This is a genomic window from Wolbachia endosymbiont (group B) of Limnophora tigrina, assembly GCF_964263235.1.
Taxonomy (GTDB): Bacteria; Pseudomonadota; Alphaproteobacteria; order Rickettsiales; family Anaplasmataceae; genus Wolbachia.
The window spans coordinates 585,047-604,132 of sequence record NZ_OZ181655.1 but is presented as its reverse complement, the minus strand read 5'-3'; the positions used below and the strand labels follow the sequence as shown (position 1 = coordinate 604,132).

The window sequence follows — 19,086 nt, the reverse complement described above, 5'->3', positions numbered from 1 at the left end:
TACTAAGTTGGTAAGCATAAAAGCAGCCATTTTATGTTAAAATACAACGTTTTGATGATTATGAAAAGGCTGGATTCCAGTGTCAAGCACTGGAATGACACCACCTGCCACGCAAATTGCAATGTTCATACAGCTATGTGTCAGCTACTCGGATGACACCCTGTGTTTGCTGGCTATAATTGCTAAGGATTTTTATTTAATTTAACTGCATCTTTTGCCTTATCCAATAACCCATTGATAAAACCAATTTCGCTTGGTTTATCAAGTAAATCAGATGCAATGTTAGTATACTCATTGATAACAACTGGAACTGGTGTATCGCAATTAATCAACTCACATATTGCAACACGCAAGATAGATAAGCTTATAAGATTTAACCGTGAGAGGGACCAGCTTGGATGTAAATAAAACTCTATTATTTTATCATATTCTTCACTGCTTTTTATAACCTTATATAACAAGTTTTCTAAGAACTGATGTTCAAATTCTTCACATTCAAATATATCTTTCAACTTACTTATGTAGTTCTTAAGCTCACAATTTTCCAGTTTAAAAGTGCTTTTGTTGTAACCTACGAAAATATTTGAATAAGCAATTTGTACAGCAAGAAATCTTGCCGTACTTCTTTTTATGCGCCACTTTTTATCTACTGGTTTTTCCTCCATTATTTTAATTTATTGTGTAAATCTATCATATGCAAAACAGTTGAGGCTGCATGGCCTCCAACGTTCTTTTTATTTTTGTCAGCTCTAACTAGTGCTTTATCTTTGCTGTCAGCGGTAATTACGCCCATACCAAGGGGCATTACATAATGCATAATAACTTCATTTAAGCCTTCGATTACTCCTTTACAAACATATTGATAGTGATCGGTTTCACCGCGAATCACGCACCCAAGAGCTAAATAACCGTCATAATTAGCATTCTTGCTTTTTACTGCAAAGAGAATTATAGCTGGTATCTCAAATGCACCAGGAACTTCAATTATGTCATAGCTTGCATGACTTTCTTTTAATCTATCGACTGCACCTTCAAGCAAAAGGTTCGCTATTTCAGTGTGGTAAATTGAATTAACTATTAGTATTTTCGACATTCATCCCCACTTTTCTTGTTAAAAGCAACTTTATTAATGATTGTTGAATTAGAGTTATAATATTACTAAATATCCAATATATTACCAGGCCGGCAGGAAAAGAAGAAAAAATAAAGACAGAAATGTAAGGTAAAAACTTCATAACATTTACTTGAATATCATCTTTACTGGTTTGATCTTTCTCACTTAGCTTCTGCTGAATTATCATGGTGGCACCGAAAATTATAGGTAAAATGCCTATAGAAATAGGAAAGTTATAATTAAACAACCCAAATAATGTAAAGATGTTCGTTGGGTCAGGAGCTGAAAGATCCTTAATCCATAAAAAAAAAGGAGCATGCCTCATCTCTATAGTAACAAATAATACTTTATATAGAGCAAAAAATACCGGTATTTGTATTAGCATGGGAAAAATGCTCGACATTGGGTTTACATTGTTTCTCTTGAACAACGCAATTGTCTCTTTGTGCTGCTTTAAGCTGTCATTTTTATACAACTCTTTTATACGAGTTAATTCAGGCTGCAGGCTTTTCACCTTGAACATCGAAATATATGATCTATTAGATAAGGGAAGCATCAAAAGTTTGATTACTAAAGTCAGCAATAATATTGCTAAGCCAAAATTTTTTAAAACGAAGTTAAAATATTCAAGCAGTAAAAACACTGGCTTGGTTATAAAATAAAGAACACCAAAATCTACAGCTTTATCAAACAAAGGTATATTGAGAGTATCCTTATAAGAATCCAGTAAATTCAACTTTTTTGCTCCAGCAAAAAAATAATTCACATTAGAAACACTTGCGCCAGGAAGTATGCTCTTGTAAGGTTTGACAAAATCTACTTGGAATTTATCAGTATTATTAACGTTCGTATGTTTAATGCTTACATTTATTTTATCGGATTTCTCAGGTATGATGGCTGTAAGCCAGTATTTATCAGCAAAACCAAACCAATTTTTTTCACTCGTGCTTGCTTTTATTAAATGTTTTTTGGAAATATCCTTATATGTCCACTCCTCTAGTTTATTATCAAATGCACCCAGTACTCCTTCATGGGATATCCAATAAGATTCGTTGATATTGTCACGTTTACGGTTAATTCTACCATAAGGAACCAAAACTACATTATCTTTTGTATTGTTTTCAATAATTTGCTCAACTTTAAACATGTAGTTATCGTCAAGGCTAATTTTCATTCTAAATAAAATGCCATTTTCATTATCCCAAAATAAATTGACCTCTTTTTGATTGAGTTTATCTGCTTGCCAGACTGTTTTAGAATCTGGAACTTTAATCTTTTCATTCGGATCGAGCCACCCAAATTCTGCGAAATATACATCTTTTGATTCTGCAGGTGACAGTAACACCACTTGTGGAGAAGAAGAACTCGGTTCTAAGTGGTAGTTAGTTAAGATTAAGTCATCAAACCTTGCACCTTTCAAAGAAATTGATCCTTTAATCATGTTATTGGTTAAACTAACCCTCTGTTCTCGAGTGGAATTAATAATTTCAGAACGATTTTGGTGTATTATAGGAGCAAGGTCGTTAAAAGATTCGATATGTTCAATATTTTCAATCAATGGCTGGTTTTGGTTTGCACTAAAAAAATTATCATAAATAATGCGCCAAGATACCATGATCAACATGGAAAGGATAGCTGCTAAAATTAAACTTTTTGCTTCTGACATGAAATTAAATCAAACATATCTTCTTAAAGTGTATATTAAATATTGTACTAAAACAATAAAATTTACTTATTTTTAATAATAACTTTTAACGCTAATCTTTAAAATTTATTTTAATAGCTTCAAATTTTAACAATATGAACGCGGTGAAAAATCTAGTTATTTGGTTACTAATAATAGCCGCCACTTCAATGCTTATTGATTCACAAAGGGACAAACTAAGCGACAGATTTCTCAGTACTTTTTTACCATATAAAGGGAGAATTCAGAATGGTGGTCAGAATAGTGGAAGTATCGAATTTACGAAATCATACGATGGACACTTTTATATTCAGGCTCAGGTCAATGATCGCAATATAACGTTTTTGCTTGATACCGGAGCAACCGATATTGTTCTATCACAAAAAGACGCATTACATGTTGGTATTAACTTACAAAACGTTCAGGATTCTAAAATATATGAAACTGCGAAAGGTCAAATAAAAGCTGGTGTTGTTCACATCCCTCAGGTTAAAATAGGAAATTTTTTAGTTAATGGTGTACAGGCGAGCGTTAACACTCATTCTATGTCTCATTCACTACTTGGAATGAGCTTTTTAAGGTATTTTCATTTCACTATAAGAGATAATAAGTTGATATTATACCGCGACTAAACACTTCTACAATCTACTTATCAAAGCTCTGTAGGTTAATATAGGAGCAGAAATAAATATTGCAGAACAAGTGCCAATCAAAATACCAAAAAAAATGATCAAGCTGAAGTCTCTCACTGCATCTGTGCAGATTAATGCCAAAGGAAGAGCAGCAAGAAGGGTTGTACCCGAGGTTAATATAGTGCGAAATAATGTAGCGTTGATACTTGCATCTACCATCTCACTCATCCGCCCACTTTTACCACTCTTGCAATACTCTCGAATCCGATCGTATATAATCACTGAGTTATTGATTGAATAACCAATGACAGTGAGGAGAGCTGCAACTGATGAAATATTAAACTCAATGCCAGTTAGGCTAATAAAACCAACAGTTAAAACCACGTCATGAATCAGTGCTGTTATTCCACTGAATCCACATTGCCAATTAAATCTAAACCAAACGTAAAAAAATATTCCAACAATCGCGATCAACATGGATAACATTCCTTCAAATATTTGTGTTGAGCTTATTTGTGGGCCAACATAGTCTATTTTACGATAGCTTATTGAGCTCCCCAGCTTTTCTTCTAGTATGCTTTTTATCTTTTTGATTTTATCTTCATCTCCTTCATCTTTAAAACGCATGACTAAATTATCACCCGCTTTTGAACTCTGCACTGTAAAACCATTTTCTTTTAATGCATCGAGAATAGAGTGATTCTCATCTGAAGATTTTATCTCTATCAAAATTCCGCCTGCAAAGTCTATGCCTAAGTTCACTCCACGTAACACAACAATGAGCATTGAAAAGATGATAAAAATAATGCTAACGAGTGCAGTCAAATCCCTATATTTACTAAACTTGATATTGAGGTTATCTGGAATGAGTCTAAGTGCCATGCTATTTACTTAAACTTGAATTTTATATACTTTTTAAAAAATTCACTAGTTTATTCTGTGATTGGAGTCATGCAATTTCATCAGTTGATAAACCAGTTATTTGGGAGATAACATCGATAGAAACGCCCAATATAAGTAGATTATTAGCAACTTGGATCCTCTCTGCTTTGTTAACCTTTTCTTTGGTAACCTGCATGCCTTCGCAAAAAGATTCGGCTAACACATTGAATCTATCCCGTGCTGCTTGGCCCTTAATCTTTTGATATTCTCTTATTAAACTTGATAGTTCTTTTTCTGTCTTACTATCCTCACCTTCACAACAACCTTCTTCTATCTCAGGTAGTAGAACTTCTACCTTCACTGACAATGCCTTAGCTATTGCATATAATTTCTCAGTTAGAGTACGATTCACCCCTTGTTCATACCTTTGTATTTGCTGTTGTGATATCCCGATTTTATTTGCTAAATCCTCTTGAGTATATCTTCGTATTAACCGTACCTCTTTTATCCTTTGTCCAACTTTGTAATCCGCAGAATCAGTACGAATTTCTTCTTCTGTGTTATCATATTCGTCAGCAGATAAGCCAGTTGCTCGGTAGATAATATCAACAGCAAATTCTGCTCTAAGCAGATTCTTTGCCATTTCTATTCTCGCTGCTTTTACATTTCTTTCCTCGATAGCCTGGATAGATTGGGTTAATGTATAAATTGTCTTGCGTAATTCTTGATTTTTAGTTTTTTTGTACCTTCTTATCAGGTCTAATATCTCTTCAACCTCATCTTTAAAACGGTTGCCTTCTCTTAGTACTGTTGGTCTAGGAAGTAGAGCTTTAACACTCACTGATAATGCTTTTGCTATGGCATAGAATTTTTCGATTGGAATAGGAATGCATCCCCATTCATAGTTGTCTATTTCCTGGTATGTTGTACCGATTTTATTTGCTAAATCCTTCTGAGTATATCCTTGCATTAACCTACAGCTTTCTATTTCTTGCCCTATTTTGTAGTTTATAGAGCGAATATACTTTGTGTTATCATAGCTATAATTACCCATATTATTTTTTTATATAAACAAACATGTACTTTACCATAAGGTTTTATGATAGTATATTATTTTTTATAACTTTTTTTTCATATATTCATAAGATAGCTATCTATAGTAATAACTATATGAAATTTTTGTTGCGAGCTTTTATAAGATGCCTCTCTTTCTTAATGAGATTTAATATAATCCTTCCTAAATACCGTATAACCCACAGCTAAACAACCCTTGCTCGTCCACTAGAAGGAAAAGCGGCAAGGAGCGAACCAAAAGCGATGAGAAAGGATCCAAGCCAGATTATAGACATTCCAGGTTTATAGTGCACTTTAGCTGCAATTTTGCTCTTACTCTTATCAATCTCTCCAATTACAACATAAATATCAGAAAGCAAATTGTGGTAGATACTGCTTTCAACATTTTTCTGACCTTCCGCAAGGTAAAATCTATATTCAGGAGTTACTTCACCCAATATCTTGTTATTCAGCAAATTCCTGATATCCATTGTACCTCTCACTGCATGGAAATTTTTTTCTTTTATTAGCTCAATATTTTGCAAAGTAACTTTAAATTTATTGACTGTTATGCTATCCCCTATTTTTAAGTAATTTTCTTTTTTCTCCTGCCAACCAACTGAATATGCTATACCAAGCACTAGAATTGCCACTCCAGCATGAGCTGCCATCATTGCATAGTAGGATTTAGAAACTCTTCTTGCTAATAAAATTGATTCGCTCTTAAATAAACGAATTCTTTTACTGTATGCTTCTAAAACAAAGATTAATAATGCTATGGAGATGGTAATTGATAGCACAATTATTAGCTCCATGTGAAAGATAAACGGCAAAATAGCTGCAGCACTACAAAATGAAAATCTGTATTCACGGAATATTGGCAATAGACTATTTCCCTGCCAACTACAGTATTGCCCTATCATGGTGAGCACTAGAATAGCCAGTGCAATAGGATTAAATAAAGAATTGTAATATGGTGCTCCAACTGAAATTAATTCACCGGTTAAATACTCAAGCACTGTAGGGTATAAAGTGCCAACGAACACGATGAAAAAGGCAGTGATAAATAATAAATTGTTCATCAGAATCATCGTAAGGCGTGAAAAGAATCTTCTACCCTCTGTCACTTGAGTAGCAGATTTCTTTCTGGATTCCAATGTCGAGCACTGGAAAGATGTGCGATTTTTTCTCGTAAACACTACAAATATTACTAAGCTACTGACTGTAATTACACCAAGTAGAGCTAATATATATAGTCCATGCCTTGAGTCATCTGCAAACGTGTGCACTGAGGTGAGTATTCCTGAGCGGACTAGAAATGTTCCAGTTACACTCAATATAAAAGTTGTAAGCGTAAGTAAAATAGCGAAATTCCTTAAAGTATTGAAATTTCGTACAACGAGCAACAAATGTGTCAGCGCCACTGCAATTAGCCACGGCATCAAAGAAACGTTTTCCACTGGATCCCAAAACCAAAATCCACCCCACCCAAGTTCGCGATATGCCCACCAGCTACCCAAGCTGATGCCCAAAGTGAGCAGCGACCAAGAAATAAGTACCCAAGGCCTGACAATTTTAGCCCAAACATTTCCTTCAGTATTTGCAATTAATCCAGCTATAGAGAGCGAAAAAGGAACGCTAAATCCAAGGTACCCCAAATATAATATCGGTGGATGAATAGCAAGGCCTATATCTTGCAATATCGGATTAAAACCCAATCCATCTTTTTCAACGCTTGGCATTTTAGTGAAGGGGTTGGATTCAATTAAAGTGAACAGTAAAAAACAAAAGCAAATCAAGCCTTGGGTGATCAAGGATACTTTCTTCAATTTACTGTCGTTATCAGTAAAAATACCCATTAGAAATAGGTAAAAGGTAAGCACTAAGGTCCAAAGCAACATAGACCCTTCTTTATTTCCCCAAACTCCACAAATCTTATAGATCAAAGGTTTTGTTGTGTGTGAGTGGTAATATACGTTTTCGAGTGAGAAATCATTTGTAATGTGGCAGTAGATCAAAATAGCCATTGATGTTGATACACAAAAAAATATGGCAGTGGTAATAAACCGACAAGAACTAAGCGGTAAAAACAAATATGTCAAAGACAATAAGCAGGCTATGAGTAGCAATATATTCCCAAGTTCAGGCATAAAAAATTATAGTTTTTATATAAACAATATTACTGATGACAAGTTAGAAGTTAAAGTGTTAATTGACGCTTGCTATTGATGCTAACCCGTAGTTAGCTGTCTGGCATTAATTAAAAATTAAATATTAAATCTTTATACTTTTATAGATAGCGTTAATATTGAGGTAACATTGTGGGTACAACTAAGATTAGTAAATTTCCATTCAATATAAAAGATAAAGTGGCAAAACAACATGCCGAACCAATAGTTGAAAAAAATCTCTATACTATTTTAGGATTCAAAAGTAGAGAAGATTTTGAAAATAAGACAAGTAAGCTTGTTAATAAAAAAGTTTGGCAATCATTTGTTGACTGCTTTGCAAAAGAAATAGATTATGCAGCAACTGAAAAAGTTGTAAAAAACATCGTTTGTAACATTGCAAAGAGTGATCAAGGTAATGCTTTTACCAAAACTGAACATCTGATATTAAATGAAAAGCAAGATAATAAAAAGAGAGAAAAAGCGATTAGAAAAACTGTTGGTATTTTGAGAAAAATCAATCCAGAAAAAGCCTTTAATGAACTTTCAGTAATAAAAAAACAAGCTGAAGATTTTTTACAAACCGATTTTTTTAAAGCTCAGAGTAAACCACTTCAAGGATTTGCTCCATCTGGTGGACAGCTCTTTGCGGAAGTTCTGAAATATATGGGAACACTAGAAAAATTAGCTGAAGTTAAAAAGGAAGAGCTAGTTAAAGATTTCTTGTTAAATCATGTTAGTTCATTGAATAAAAAGTATCCTAAATCACAAGGCAAAAGGGAAGATGCTATAACAATACTATCAAGTGATGAGTTGAAGAATTTTTACAATAAAGGTGTAGAAGAAGGAATATTACAACCAATGGTATCTTACAAAGAATGCAGAAACCTTTATGACAAAATGAACCAAATGAAAAATGAATCCAAAAGTATAATTAAAAGAGAAGAACGGGAAGAAAATTTGAAGAAAATAGATAAGTCGATAGTCAGTGCAATTAATGACATAAAAAAACATAGAGAAGCAATCCTTAACTGTAAAGACTTTCAAAGTTCTTACATAAAAGAGAAAAAAGAACATCCATTTAGAGGCAACGCATGTCAAAAAATGATTGATATATATCAAGAGAGAATTGCTGGATATCAGGAGAAAATTCGTCAAAACTTAAACCAAATAAAAGCGATATTAAAAAGTGCGCCGCAAGAAATGGATGATGTGGAAGAATTCGAGGAAATAATTGATGATATACATGAAGCAAAGCAGTGTGATGAAATTTTTGATTCAGCTTTGATTTGTTTATTTAACATACAGAATAAGTTAGATGTTCAGCTAGAAAATCCTCCAACAGAGCTAAGAGTTTCACACATTAACGTTAAAACTGAAGTAACTCGGTTATAAGAGCCAAATTTTTGGGACAATTTTAACTCAAGACAGCTCTCGCAACTTTAGTCTGTGTTTTAATTTGGTTGTGTTTTATTAAAAAAACTTTAGATTTATTGCATAATCGATACTCAAATATAATGACTCAAACTTGGAATTTGTTGCAAACAGGGCAAAAGGAAGGCTATAAAATTGCGTATACTAATGCTCGTATTATCGACCCGGAAACTAAACTTGATATAAAAGGTTCATTATTGACTGAAGGGGATAAAATTATTGACTTTGGTGAATCATTATTTTCAACAAGTGGGGTCGATGAAACAATAGACTGTAAAGGGTTTGTTCTAATGCCAGGCCTTATTGACATTCACGTACATTTTCGTGAACCAGGCCAAGAACATAAAGAAACTATATATACAGGCAGCAAATCTGCAGCTGCGGGAGGCGTTACAACTGTAGTTTGTCAGCCGAACACTGTTCCAGCAATTGATAGCGTTGTTTTGGCTAAATATTTGAAATATAGAGCACTTGAAACTTCACATGTAAACGTTGAATTTTACGCTAAAATCACCACTTCGGAAGAAAAGTTGACTGAAATGGCACTTTTAAAGGAAGCAGGTGCGGTTGGGTTCACTGATGATGGCATGCCAGTTATGAACCCAATGATTATGAGACAGGCGCTGCTTTATTCAAGTATGCTGGGTGTTCCTATTGCTCAACATGCAGAAGATTTAAATTTATCAGCAGGTGGTGCAATCAACGAAGGTAGAATTTCTGAAGAATTGGGAGTAAAGGGAATCTTGAGTGCGTCAGAATCGGTTATGGTAAATCGTGATATACTGCTCATGAAAGATATGGAAAATGTGCACTACCATATTTTACATGTCTCTTTAAAAGATTCACTTGATGCTATTAAACGTGCAAAAGATTTGGGATTAAATGTTACGTGCGAAGTAACCCCTCATCACTTCACTTTGACTGAAAATATAGTAAAACAACATGGAGCAATTGCAAAAATGAATCCTCCGCTTCGCACTGAAGAAGATCGTTTAGCTATGATTGAAGGTTTAAAGACAGGTGTGATTGATTGTATTGCAACCGATCACGCCCCGCATGATCGTAATTCTAAAGATCTTCCACTTGAAAATGCTGCATTTGGTATTGTTGGCCTTGAAACAATGCTGCCCCTTTCACTTGAACTTTACCACAGTGGGCAAATGGGTCTACTTGATGTGCTTGCAAAATTGACATATAAGCCTGCAGATATAATACACGTATCACGTGGTCGTATACAAAAAAACCTTGCTGCAGACTTAATTTTAGTTGACCTCAATCATGAATGGGAAATTAAAACTGACAACTTTGCTAGTAAATCAAAGAATTCCCCTTTTGATGGGCGCAAAGTAAAAGGGCACGTGGTACGTACTGTTGTGTCTGGCAAAACTATATACTCACAGAAAAGTTAGTTATCATACCTTATCTATTCCAATTTATTATCACCAGAATGGGCTAAGTGCACCTAAATTTAAATTAAGAAACTTGAAGTACATAAACTATTTTACAAAGGTTATTACGCTTCCTTTGAGGAAAAGCATTCTTTTACTTTTTCAACTATCGGTTCTATGATGTGGTGATTTATTTTCTTAACCATAGGTTCTACAAGCACATTTCCAACAATAAGGCCTGTAATTGGGGCAATAATTCCTATTGTCGCACCCATCAAAACTGCTGATCCTGTATTTAACATTACACCAGGAAAAATAGCACCTATAGCTGCACCAAGACCAATCCCGATCGCAGTGCTAGTAACGCCCATACAAAATATAGGGAAAATGCATTCTCGATTCACTTTATCTTCCTTATAATCATAATATGTAAGGTATGCGATAGATAATATTGTAGAAACAGCAGCAATAATTCCACCTATAATAGGAGGTGATAAAACTGCGAAACTTGGACCAAGACCTACAAGCACTCCTATTGGAATATTCATTCCCATTAATATTCCAACAAGAATTAACTCTTCTTTAGTTTTTTTATCCATACCCCTCCTTAACATTTAATTAATAATAAAATGTTATTCATTTTTTCCTAATTTATAAAGTTATTTTGTCTATCAATCTGATTCCAAAACAGCAAAATTGTTGTATAATGTTACTTTGAAGTTTTATTTTCAATGCACAAGTTTGCAATACTCTTTTCTATATTGCTTGCAATAGTTGCTTACTATTTAAACAATGAGGTGATATTTGAAGTAGCAAAGCTATTTAGTGATATATTCATCAGTTTATTGAAATTAATCAGTTTACCTTTGGTTTTTCTATCAATAGTTTCCACAATTTCAGGGCTCAAGGACTCAATTGAAATTAAAATCTTACTTAGGAAAACACTATTTTATACCCTACTTACAACTATTATAGCTGCGTTTGTTGCATTATCGTTTTATCTGCTAATAGACCCAGCGAGAAAAAATTTCATAAGTAACACGATAGAAAGCGTGAGTGACAGTAATTACAATTACTTTTCATACTTAAAATCACTTATTCCTTCGAATTTTGTGCAAGTTTTTCTTGAGAATAACATTATTGGTAGTATATTAATCGCTTTTTTGATGGGCGGGGCTATTATTTCACTTTCAAAAGAAAAGCAGGACATATTACATCAAGTATTTTCTGCACTTTTTGATGCGCTACTTAAAATTGCTCAAGGGTTACTAAAATTTATTCCAATTGCTGTGTGGTCTTTTATTACATGTTTTTTGCATGAATTGCAAGGTGGTAGCGAGTTCTACAGTCTTTTGTGGTATTTTATTTGCATAATGTCTGCAAATTTCGTGCAAGCGTTTCTGATTTTACCGCTACTTATGTGGTATAAAGGCATATCACCAATTCAAACGCTAAGGGGGGTTATGCCAGCGTTGACGCTCGCATTTTTCTCTAAGTCATCCAGTGCAACGCTGCCCACAACCATAGATTGTGTGCAAAATAAGCTAAAGGTGCCAAAGAAATTGTCGTCTTTTATTTTACCAATATGCACAACAATTAATATGAATGCATGTGCTGCATTTATACTGGTCACTGTAATGTTTGTTGCAGAAATGAACGGATACGCATTTTCCTTGAGCGAAATGTTGATATGGATTTTTTTAGCTACAGGGGCTGCAATTGGCAATTCTGGAGTGCCGATGGGGTGCTATTTTATGGCAACTAGTTATCTCGTATCGATGAATGTTCCTCTGCATATTATGGGACTGATTTTGCCTATTTACACGATCATCGATATGTTTGAAACTGCAATAAATGTGTGGTCTGATATTTGTATCACTCAGATAATTAATAAAGAATGTAATAGTGAAACTTAAAACATGATATTAGACGAAAATAACCTAATAATAAAAGAATTTAAAGAAGCAGAGGCAATTTTGCATGGGCATTTTGTTTTATCATCCGGACTGCATAGTGACACATACATACAGTGTGCGAAGATTTTTGAAAATCCAAGCAGAGACATGAAAGTTTGTGCATTATTAGCAGATAAAATAAAAAAAGAATTAAATAGCTCCATAGATTTAATATTATCTCCTGCAATTGGTGGAATAATCGTGGGTTATGAGATTGGCAGGCAGCTTGGAATAAGGGCAATGTTTTGCGAGCGCGTTAATGGCAAGTTTGAATTACGCCGTGGATTTGAAATTAAAAAAGGTGAAAAAATATTACTTATTGAGGATGTGATAACCACAGGTAAATCTTCACTTGAAGCAGTGAAATGTGCAGAAGGGGAGGGAGGTAAAGTCATTGCTGAAGCTTCTCTAATAAAGAGGAATAGTGAAACGAAACTGCCTTTTCCTGTCATATCTTTGATTGAACTGAACATCAAAAACTACAGCGAGGAAGAACTTCCAAGTGAATTAAAACAACTACCCATAACAAAACCTGGGAGTAGGGAGTATTTAACAAAGTAATCCTATAATATCTTGGAAACACAGCACAGCTTTAGTTATTTACTCCAAGTATATTATATGTATACTTATTACTGAATTAATTTTGAAATAATAGAAAATGAACGAATTTAAATCGATCCGTAATATTGCAATAATCGCACACGTTGACCATGGCAAAACTACTTTGCTTGATAACATGTTAAAACAAAGTGGCACGTTCCGGGAGAATCAGGAAGTTCAAGAACGAGTGATGGATAGTGGTGATCAAGAGCGTGAGCGTGGAATTACAATACTTGCAAAATGCACATCAATAATGTGGGGTAATGAAAAAATCAATATTATTGACACACCAGGGCATGCGGACTTTGGTGGAGAAGTAGAGAGAGTATTGTGCATGGCAGATGGCGTGCTGCTATTGGTTGACGCTGCAGAAGGTCCAATGCCACAAACTAAGTTTGTGTTGTCAAAAGCACTAAAAGCAAATTTGAAGCCAATTGTGATAATCAATAAGGTCGATAGACCAGACAGCAGAATTGATGAAGTATTAAATGAAATATATGAGTTATTTTTTAACCTTGATGCAACCAACGAGCAGCTAGATTTTCCAGTGTTGTATGCTTCAGGTAGAAATGGTTGGTGTGCTAAGGAGCTTTCTGATGAAAGAAAAGATTTAAGCCCATTATTTTCAACGGTTATAGATTATATAAAACCTTCTGTTTATGATCAAAATGCCCCTTTTGCTATGTTGGTCACTCTACTTGAATCTGATAAATTTCTTGGCAGAATATTGACAGGAAAGGTTTATCAGGGTGTTGCACAAGTTAATTCAGATCTTAAAGTACTTGATCTGGACGGTAAAGTAGTCGAGCGAGGAAGGTTAACTAAGTTGCTCTCATTTTCTGGCTTAAAACGCATTCCAGTAGAACAAGCTGTGGCGGGAGACATAATTACAATTGCAGGGCTTGAAAAAGCTTCAGTTTCAGACACTATAGCAGCACCAGAGGTTACAACTGCAGTGAGCTCAACTCCGGTTGATCCGCCAACAATGGCGATTACTCTGAGTGTGAATGATTCACCTTTTGCTGGGCAAGAAGGTACAAAACTTACCTCAACTGTTATAAAGGACCGTTTATATGCAGAGGCAGAAACGAATGTTGCAATTACTGTGACTCCTGCCACAAGTGGTGACGCATTTGAAGTCGGTGGACGTGGTGAGTTGCAACTTGGAGTGTTAATTGAAAATATGAGAAGAGAGGGATTTGAGCTCTCGGTATCACGTCCTCGCGTGCTATTTAAGGAAGAAGATGGCAAAAAACTTGAACCTATAGAGGAAGTAGTAATTGATGTAGATGATGAATATAGTGGAATCATCATGGAAAAACTCAGCTTTCGAAAAGGTGAAGTGACTGACATGAGACCTTCTGGTAATGGCAGAACAAGATTAACGTTTTTAGTGCCATCAAGAGGATTAATTGGTTATCAAGGAGAGTTTTTAACTGATTCTCGGGGCACAGGCATAATTAACCGTTTATTTCATAGTTATGCTCCACATAAAGGTCCAATTTCTGGAAGGCGTAATGGAGTTTTAATTTCAACAGATAAGGGTGAGGCTGTGGCGTATGCAATTTTCAATTTGCAAGATAGGGGAATTATGTTTATTAAGCCACAGGATAAGGTATATTGTGGCATGGTTGTCGGCCAGCATAGCCGTGACAATGATTTGGAGATAAACGTGCTAAAAGGTAAGCAATTAACAAACGTAAGAGCTTCAGGTAGTGATGAAGCCATAAAACTCACTCCTCCAAAGATAATGACACTGGAGGATATGATAGCGTATATAGATGATGATGAATTGGTGGAAGTAACTCCAAAGTCTATACGTTTACGCAAGAAATTCCTTGATCCAAATGAACGTAAGCGTGCAGGAAGAGCGAAGAATAAGGAGTAATTAGAAAGAAGCGCTTGCAACTACAAGCACTATTTTTACAAAAAATTAATAATTTATGTTAGTTAAATGCATGGGCCAACTTTTTGTGGTTTGATACACTCAGGAATCATGTCACTTAACACAGTGCCTGTAGCTTTTAACACACTTTTCTCATCAGCATCTTGTTGTTTATACTCTGAGTGAATTTCTTTTACAAAAACACTGATAGCTACAATAGCTGCCACAGCTGCTGTTATAGCTAACCAAGGTGTGATAAGTGCTGCTGCAATAGTGTTAGCTATGCAGAAAACAATAGCACCAAAAATTACTTTTCCTTTGTGCTCACTCAATTTATCCAAGGAGGTTGGTGTTTTTTGATCATCGTGATCGTTAGATGATATCGGTGATGTACTTGGTATATGAGAAGTAGGCATAACTATGTCATATTCATATTTATCATTTTCCATTTTTCGCTTAATTGTTATTTTACAACCCGTATATGGAGGGCACTTATGGCCAAACGGTGTTAAAACATTTAAGTGCTGATACTCAAACGGTGTTAAAACACTTACTTGACCAATATCTTCACGCTCTACAGTTATATTTGCAGTAGTAAGAACTTCTTTTAGTATATTAGCCTCTTTAGCTTTTGTTAAAATATAATCAATCGTTTTATCCGCTAGAGAACATGCATAGCTAAACGGTATTACCATGTAGGGTGGTTTATTTGTAAAACTTGTATAATCTACACTCTTTACAGCTATATATGTAGTCTTAAGAACTTCTTTTAGTATATTAGCCTCTTTAGCTTTTGTTAAAATAGCATCAATCTCTTGACTTCTATTTGAAAAAGTTAGAGCATAGCCAAGTGGTGTTAAAGTGTATGGTGTTTTATCGTCGTGTAAAGACTTTACAGTTATATTTGCAGTAGTAAGAACTTCTTCTAGTATGCCAGCATCTTGAGCCTTTGTTAAAATAGCATTAACCTCTTTACTTCTGTTTTGCAACCTCAGAGCCAAGCCAAGCGGTGTTAAAGTGTATGTTGTATGATCTTCAAAATGTGTTATCTTTGCAGTAGTGAGAACTTGTAATATATCCTCTCTTGAGGCGCTTTTTAAAATGCTGCTGATATCTTTTCCATCTTGTATTGTATGCGCTAAAATACCATATATCCTCTGTTGTTCTTGTGTTAAATTGTTATTATTACGCAGGTCTCTCTCTCCATATTGAAGCAGCTTAATTATAACATATTAACATTAATATGTCAACATGCACTGGAATGACATAAAAGAGAACGCTATAATAATAATTGTATGTATGTTTAGAAAACGCCTCATGATTAACAAAAAAATTGTAAGAGAGAGCTTAAAGAAAGTCATAGAGCAAAAAAGCGGTAAAGATGTGATCGCTCTTGGCATAATATCCTCAATCATTATTAAAGGCGGGGACATTGGTTTTGCGCTTGAAGTTGCCGGTAACACGCAAGCAAACGAAGAATTAAGAAGAAATTGTGAGCAAGCTGTTAAAGCTATACCGGGGGTGACAAAAGTGATCGTGGTTGCTACTTGTCAAAAACAAACTGGGCAACAAAAAGCTAAATTACACATCGAAGGAGTGAAAAATATAATTATTGTTGCCTCTGGTAAAGGAGGTGTGGGCAAATCCACAGTTGCGCTAAATCTTGCTCTCTCATTAGCAAAATTAAAACACAAAGTTGCACTAGTTGACGCAGATATATATGGTCCTTCAATTCCTAAAATGCTTGGTGCTGAAAAATTAAAGCCAGAGATACAAGGTGGTAAAGCAATGCCTATAGAAAAGTATGGACTGCATACTATTTCAATCGGCTATTTTATCGATAAAGATCGTGCAGCAATATGGCGCGGACCTATGATCACAAAAGCACTTTATAACTTGCTAATGGGAACAAAATGGCCTGATATAGAATATTTAATAATTGACACACCACCTGGAACTGGCGATGTACATCTAAGTTTGATGGAAAATTTTAACTTAACCGGAGCAATAATAGTTTCAACTCCACAGGAGCTTGCCTTGATTGATGCACGCAAAATTTACGATATGTTTACAAAGCTCAGTGTACCGATTATTGGTATTGTAGAAAATATGAGTTATTTCACTCAAAATAACTCAAAAATATACATATTTGGAAAAGACGGTGCAAAAAAAATGTCTGAAGAGTTAGGAATCAAACTCTTAGGCAGAATTCCTCTTGATCCACAAATATGCCATGCTTCTGATTGTGGAAATCCTTTAATGTTAAGTGAAGATTTAGCAGAGATTTATAAAGACGTTGCTAAAGATGTTAGGTCTTTTATATAGAGTCTGTAAAGTTTGTTTAAACTATTTTCAAAATAGATAAAATATAATTTTAGGTAAAAAAATGAATTAAGTGGTAGAAGCTAACTTGCATCTGAACAGACATGCAGCTACTTTTATACTCGCAAATTTAATTGGAAGCCAATGTCTGGGCACTGACCATTTGTTCTTGTATCTTTTTTGTTTATCTTAGTGGCAATTTGAGTAGTAAACGATGTCATGCTAGTGCCATCTTTTTTGTCATTCCAGCGCTTGACGCTGGAATCCAGATTTATTTAAAGTTAAGTCTTCTGGATCTCAGTGTCTATGCACTGGGATGACACTAAAGGGGCTACTGGGATGAAACCGTCATGAAGGAACCAGTGTCAACTACTTGAATGATAGAAGAAGAAGCACTGGTTTCACGTGCATCTGAACAGATACGCTACCTTAGCTGTAGCTGTAAAAAACAGTCTATCACTTAAGAAAATTTTATTTGAAAAACGGCATAACCTTATTTCTCTATAAAATACTATCTTCAACTTGAATATGTTGAAAAATATTTTGCATATTATCCAAAAAGTTATCCTTTATATAAGCTAACTCAGATTGTTTTTGGAATAGATTATCATTCATTGTTCTATAGAAGCAATCAAGATCATTGCACTTTAATTGAGAGCGTATGTTTTCATTTTCATATAAACCTCGTATAACGTGTAAAAGACAAGATTTAATGTGACAGACAAGAATTAACTGACAGAAGAATTGAGGTAGTCAAAACTAATATCAGGCTCTTGTTTAATGCTACCAATGTTTTTCTGAAAAGCAATATATTTACTATCAAAAAACGTTTGCATAGGTGTTTTGCCATAGCAATACTTACCCGAGTGAGGCCTTGTCTCATTATAAGAACGCAACCAATAATCAACATCAATCTGTAGATCTTCCAAAGAATTGTAGATTTTCTTTCTAAAGATAATATTGTAACACTCATCTTGCATGGTTCTATGAAATCTTTCACATATGCCATTGGTTTGTGGAGAGTTGGCTTTGGTTCTAGAATGATCGATATTTTCGATTCCCAAATATAACTGATAAGCGTGATTTTCTGGCTTGCCACAATACTCTGTACCCCTATCAGTTAGAATGCGTAATAATGGAATTTTCTGCTCATCAAAAAATGGAATAACTCTATCGTTGAGGAGGTCTGCAGCTGTAATAGCTGTTCTGTCCGTGTAAAGTTTAACCATTGCAACTCTCGAATAAGTATCAACAAAAGTCTGCTGATAAATTAGCCCTATACCTTTGATATTGCCCACATAATAGGTATCTTGAGAACCCAAATAACCTGGATGTTGTGTCTCAATTTCACCATGAGCTTCCCTTTGTTCTTTAACTTTTTCTAAAGCTGTAAGTTGTTCTTCAGTTAAAATGATTCCTTCTTAAGCTACTTTTGTCTCTAGCGCTTTAAGTCTCTTTTTGAGAGTTTCAAGGTCATTTCTTAGCCATACAGACCTTACTCCTCCCTGAGAAATTATTATACCTCTTTTTCTCAGTTCATTTGCAGCTCTTTCTTGCCCATATGCTGGAAATTCTGTTGCTATACCAATCACTGCTCTTTCTATATCGTCGGAAACTCTGTTCGCTAATAGCGGTTTTTTCTTACTTATTTCATGTAATGCTTCCTCTCCTCCATTTTCATATAACTCCTTAAACCGATAAAATGTATCTCTTGAGTATCCCATCACTTAATTTTTCAAAAAAGTTCTGCAAGTCGAGTAAAGTTAATTCAGATGTTTCCATAAAAACCCCCAGTTTTATTATCACGTATCAATAATACATCTAGTATACTTAAAATATCTTTAAGAAAGGCGACTCTGACCCTCAGGTAGCTAATGTTAACTACCGATATCGTACGTGAACCAAAATCAATAATGGCAATTGCTGACAACTTACCCCTCCATATTATTTAAAAGTATATTAAATAGGA

16 protein-coding genes and 1 pseudogene are annotated in these 19,086 nt (G+C 34.7%); 8 read left to right on the top strand and 9 right to left on the bottom strand.

The features are described from left to right. Window positions 1-182 precede the first annotated feature (182 nt). The 3 genes from nusB to yidC are packed head-to-tail and all read right to left on the bottom strand — an operon-like array spanning window position 183 to window position 2,780. A complete protein-coding gene (gene nusB, locus ACE38O_RS03020; RefSeq protein ID WP_374699046.1) occupies window positions 183-665 on the bottom strand; it encodes a transcription antitermination factor NusB in 483 nt (160 codons plus the stop codon). After that, the gene (locus ACE38O_RS03015; protein WP_374699045.1) at window positions 665-1,093 is read right to left on the bottom strand and encodes a 6,7-dimethyl-8-ribityllumazine synthase; all 429 of its coding nucleotides are present in this window, start codon (window positions 1,091-1,093) and stop codon (window positions 665-667) included. Before ACE38O_RS03015 ends, nusB begins: the two co-directional genes overlap by 1 nt. After that, on the bottom strand, window positions 1,071-2,780 hold the full coding sequence (gene yidC, locus ACE38O_RS03010; RefSeq protein ID WP_353282880.1) for a membrane protein insertase YidC: 1,710 nt from the start codon (window positions 2,778-2,780) through the stop codon (window positions 1,071-1,073). The genes ACE38O_RS03015 and yidC overlap by 23 nt, the downstream gene beginning before the upstream one ends. Window positions 2,781-2,914: 134 nt before the next feature. Here yidC and ACE38O_RS03005 point away from each other — a divergent pair, with 134 nt between their 5' ends. After that, the gene (locus ACE38O_RS03005; protein WP_374699044.1) at window positions 2,915-3,430 is read left to right on the top strand and encodes a TIGR02281 family clan AA aspartic protease; all 516 of its coding nucleotides are present in this window, start codon (window positions 2,915-2,917) and stop codon (window positions 3,428-3,430) included. Window positions 3,431-3,436: 6 nt separating this feature from the next. On the opposite strand, the gene secF is transcribed toward ACE38O_RS03005, so the two are convergent. The 3 genes from secF to ACE38O_RS02990 form a co-directional block, all read right to left on the bottom strand. Next, a complete protein-coding gene (gene secF / locus ACE38O_RS03000; RefSeq protein WP_374699043.1) occupies window positions 3,437-4,312 on the bottom strand; it encodes a protein translocase subunit SecF in 876 nt (291 codons plus the stop codon). A gap of 67 nt (window positions 4,313-4,379) precedes the next feature. Next, the gene (locus ACE38O_RS02995; protein WP_374699042.1) at window positions 4,380-5,366 is read right to left on the bottom strand and encodes a helix-turn-helix domain-containing protein; all 987 of its coding nucleotides are present in this window, start codon (window positions 5,364-5,366) and stop codon (window positions 4,380-4,382) included. Window positions 5,367-5,571: 205 nt separating this feature from the next. Next, the gene (locus ACE38O_RS02990; protein WP_374699041.1) at window positions 5,572-7,392 is read right to left on the bottom strand and encodes a heme lyase CcmF/NrfE family subunit; all 1,821 of its coding nucleotides are present in this window, start codon (window positions 7,390-7,392) and stop codon (window positions 5,572-5,574) included. 22 nt (window positions 7,393-7,414) lie between these two features. On the opposite strand from ACE38O_RS02990, the gene ACE38O_RS02985 reads away from it, so the two are divergent. The 3 genes from ACE38O_RS02985 to ACE38O_RS02975 all read left to right on the top strand — a co-directional run bounded on the left by ACE38O_RS02985 (window position 7,415) and on the right by ACE38O_RS02975 (window position 10,376). Further along, on the top strand, window positions 7,415-7,594 hold the full coding sequence (locus ACE38O_RS02985; protein WP_253302580.1) for a hypothetical protein: 180 nt from the start codon (window positions 7,415-7,417) through the stop codon (window positions 7,592-7,594). Between the two features lie 92 nt (window positions 7,595-7,686). Beyond that, on the top strand, window positions 7,687-8,928 hold the full coding sequence (locus ACE38O_RS02980; RefSeq protein ID WP_374699040.1) for a hypothetical protein: 1,242 nt from the start codon (window positions 7,687-7,689) through the stop codon (window positions 8,926-8,928). A gap of 122 nt (window positions 8,929-9,050) precedes the next feature. Beyond that, window positions 9,051-10,376: a dihydroorotase gene (locus ACE38O_RS02975; protein WP_374699039.1), complete on the top strand. Its 1,326-nt coding sequence runs from the start codon at window positions 9,051-9,053 to the stop codon at window positions 10,374-10,376. Window positions 10,377-10,480: 104 nt separating this feature from the next. Here ACE38O_RS02975 and ACE38O_RS02970 read toward each other — a convergent pair whose 3' ends face one another. Continuing rightward, a complete protein-coding gene (locus ACE38O_RS02970) occupies window positions 10,481-10,954 on the bottom strand; it encodes a hypothetical protein (protein WP_374699038.1) in 474 nt (157 codons plus the stop codon). A 132-nt stretch (window positions 10,955-11,086) separates the two neighbouring features. On the opposite strand from ACE38O_RS02970, the gene ACE38O_RS02965 reads away from it, so the two are divergent. The 3 genes from ACE38O_RS02965 (at window position 11,087) to typA (ending at window position 14,798) form a co-directional block, all read left to right on the top strand. Further along, window positions 11,087-12,271 (top strand): dicarboxylate/amino acid:cation symporter, encoded by a 1,185-nt coding sequence (locus ACE38O_RS02965; protein ID WP_374699037.1) that lies wholly within the window; start codon window positions 11,087-11,089, stop codon window positions 12,269-12,271. A gap of 3 nt (window positions 12,272-12,274) precedes the next feature. Then, window positions 12,275-12,871: an orotate phosphoribosyltransferase gene (pyrE, locus tag ACE38O_RS02960; protein ID WP_374699036.1), complete on the top strand. Its 597-nt coding sequence runs from the start codon at window positions 12,275-12,277 to the stop codon at window positions 12,869-12,871. A gap of 97 nt (window positions 12,872-12,968) precedes the next feature. Next, complete coding sequence (typA, locus tag ACE38O_RS02955) at window positions 12,969-14,798, top strand: translational GTPase TypA (protein WP_374699035.1); 1,830 nt, start codon at window positions 12,969-12,971, stop codon at window positions 14,796-14,798. 62 nt (window positions 14,799-14,860) lie between these two features. Here the strand turns inward: typA and ACE38O_RS02950 are convergent, their stop codons facing one another. Continuing rightward, on the bottom strand, window positions 14,861-15,796 hold the full coding sequence (locus ACE38O_RS02950) for a hypothetical protein (protein ID WP_374699034.1): 936 nt from the start codon (window positions 15,794-15,796) through the stop codon (window positions 14,861-14,863). 316 nt (window positions 15,797-16,112) lie between these two features. On the opposite strand from ACE38O_RS02950, the gene ACE38O_RS02945 reads away from it, so the two are divergent. After that, window positions 16,113-17,120 (top strand): P-loop NTPase, encoded by a 1,008-nt coding sequence (locus tag ACE38O_RS02945; protein ID WP_374699033.1) that lies wholly within the window; start codon window positions 16,113-16,115, stop codon window positions 17,118-17,120. 725 nt (window positions 17,121-17,845) lie between these two features. Here ACE38O_RS02945 and ACE38O_RS02940 read toward each other — a convergent pair. After that, window positions 17,846-18,841: pseudogene (locus ACE38O_RS02940) on the bottom strand (IS481 family transposase). Between the last annotated feature and the right edge of the window lie 245 nt (window positions 18,842-19,086).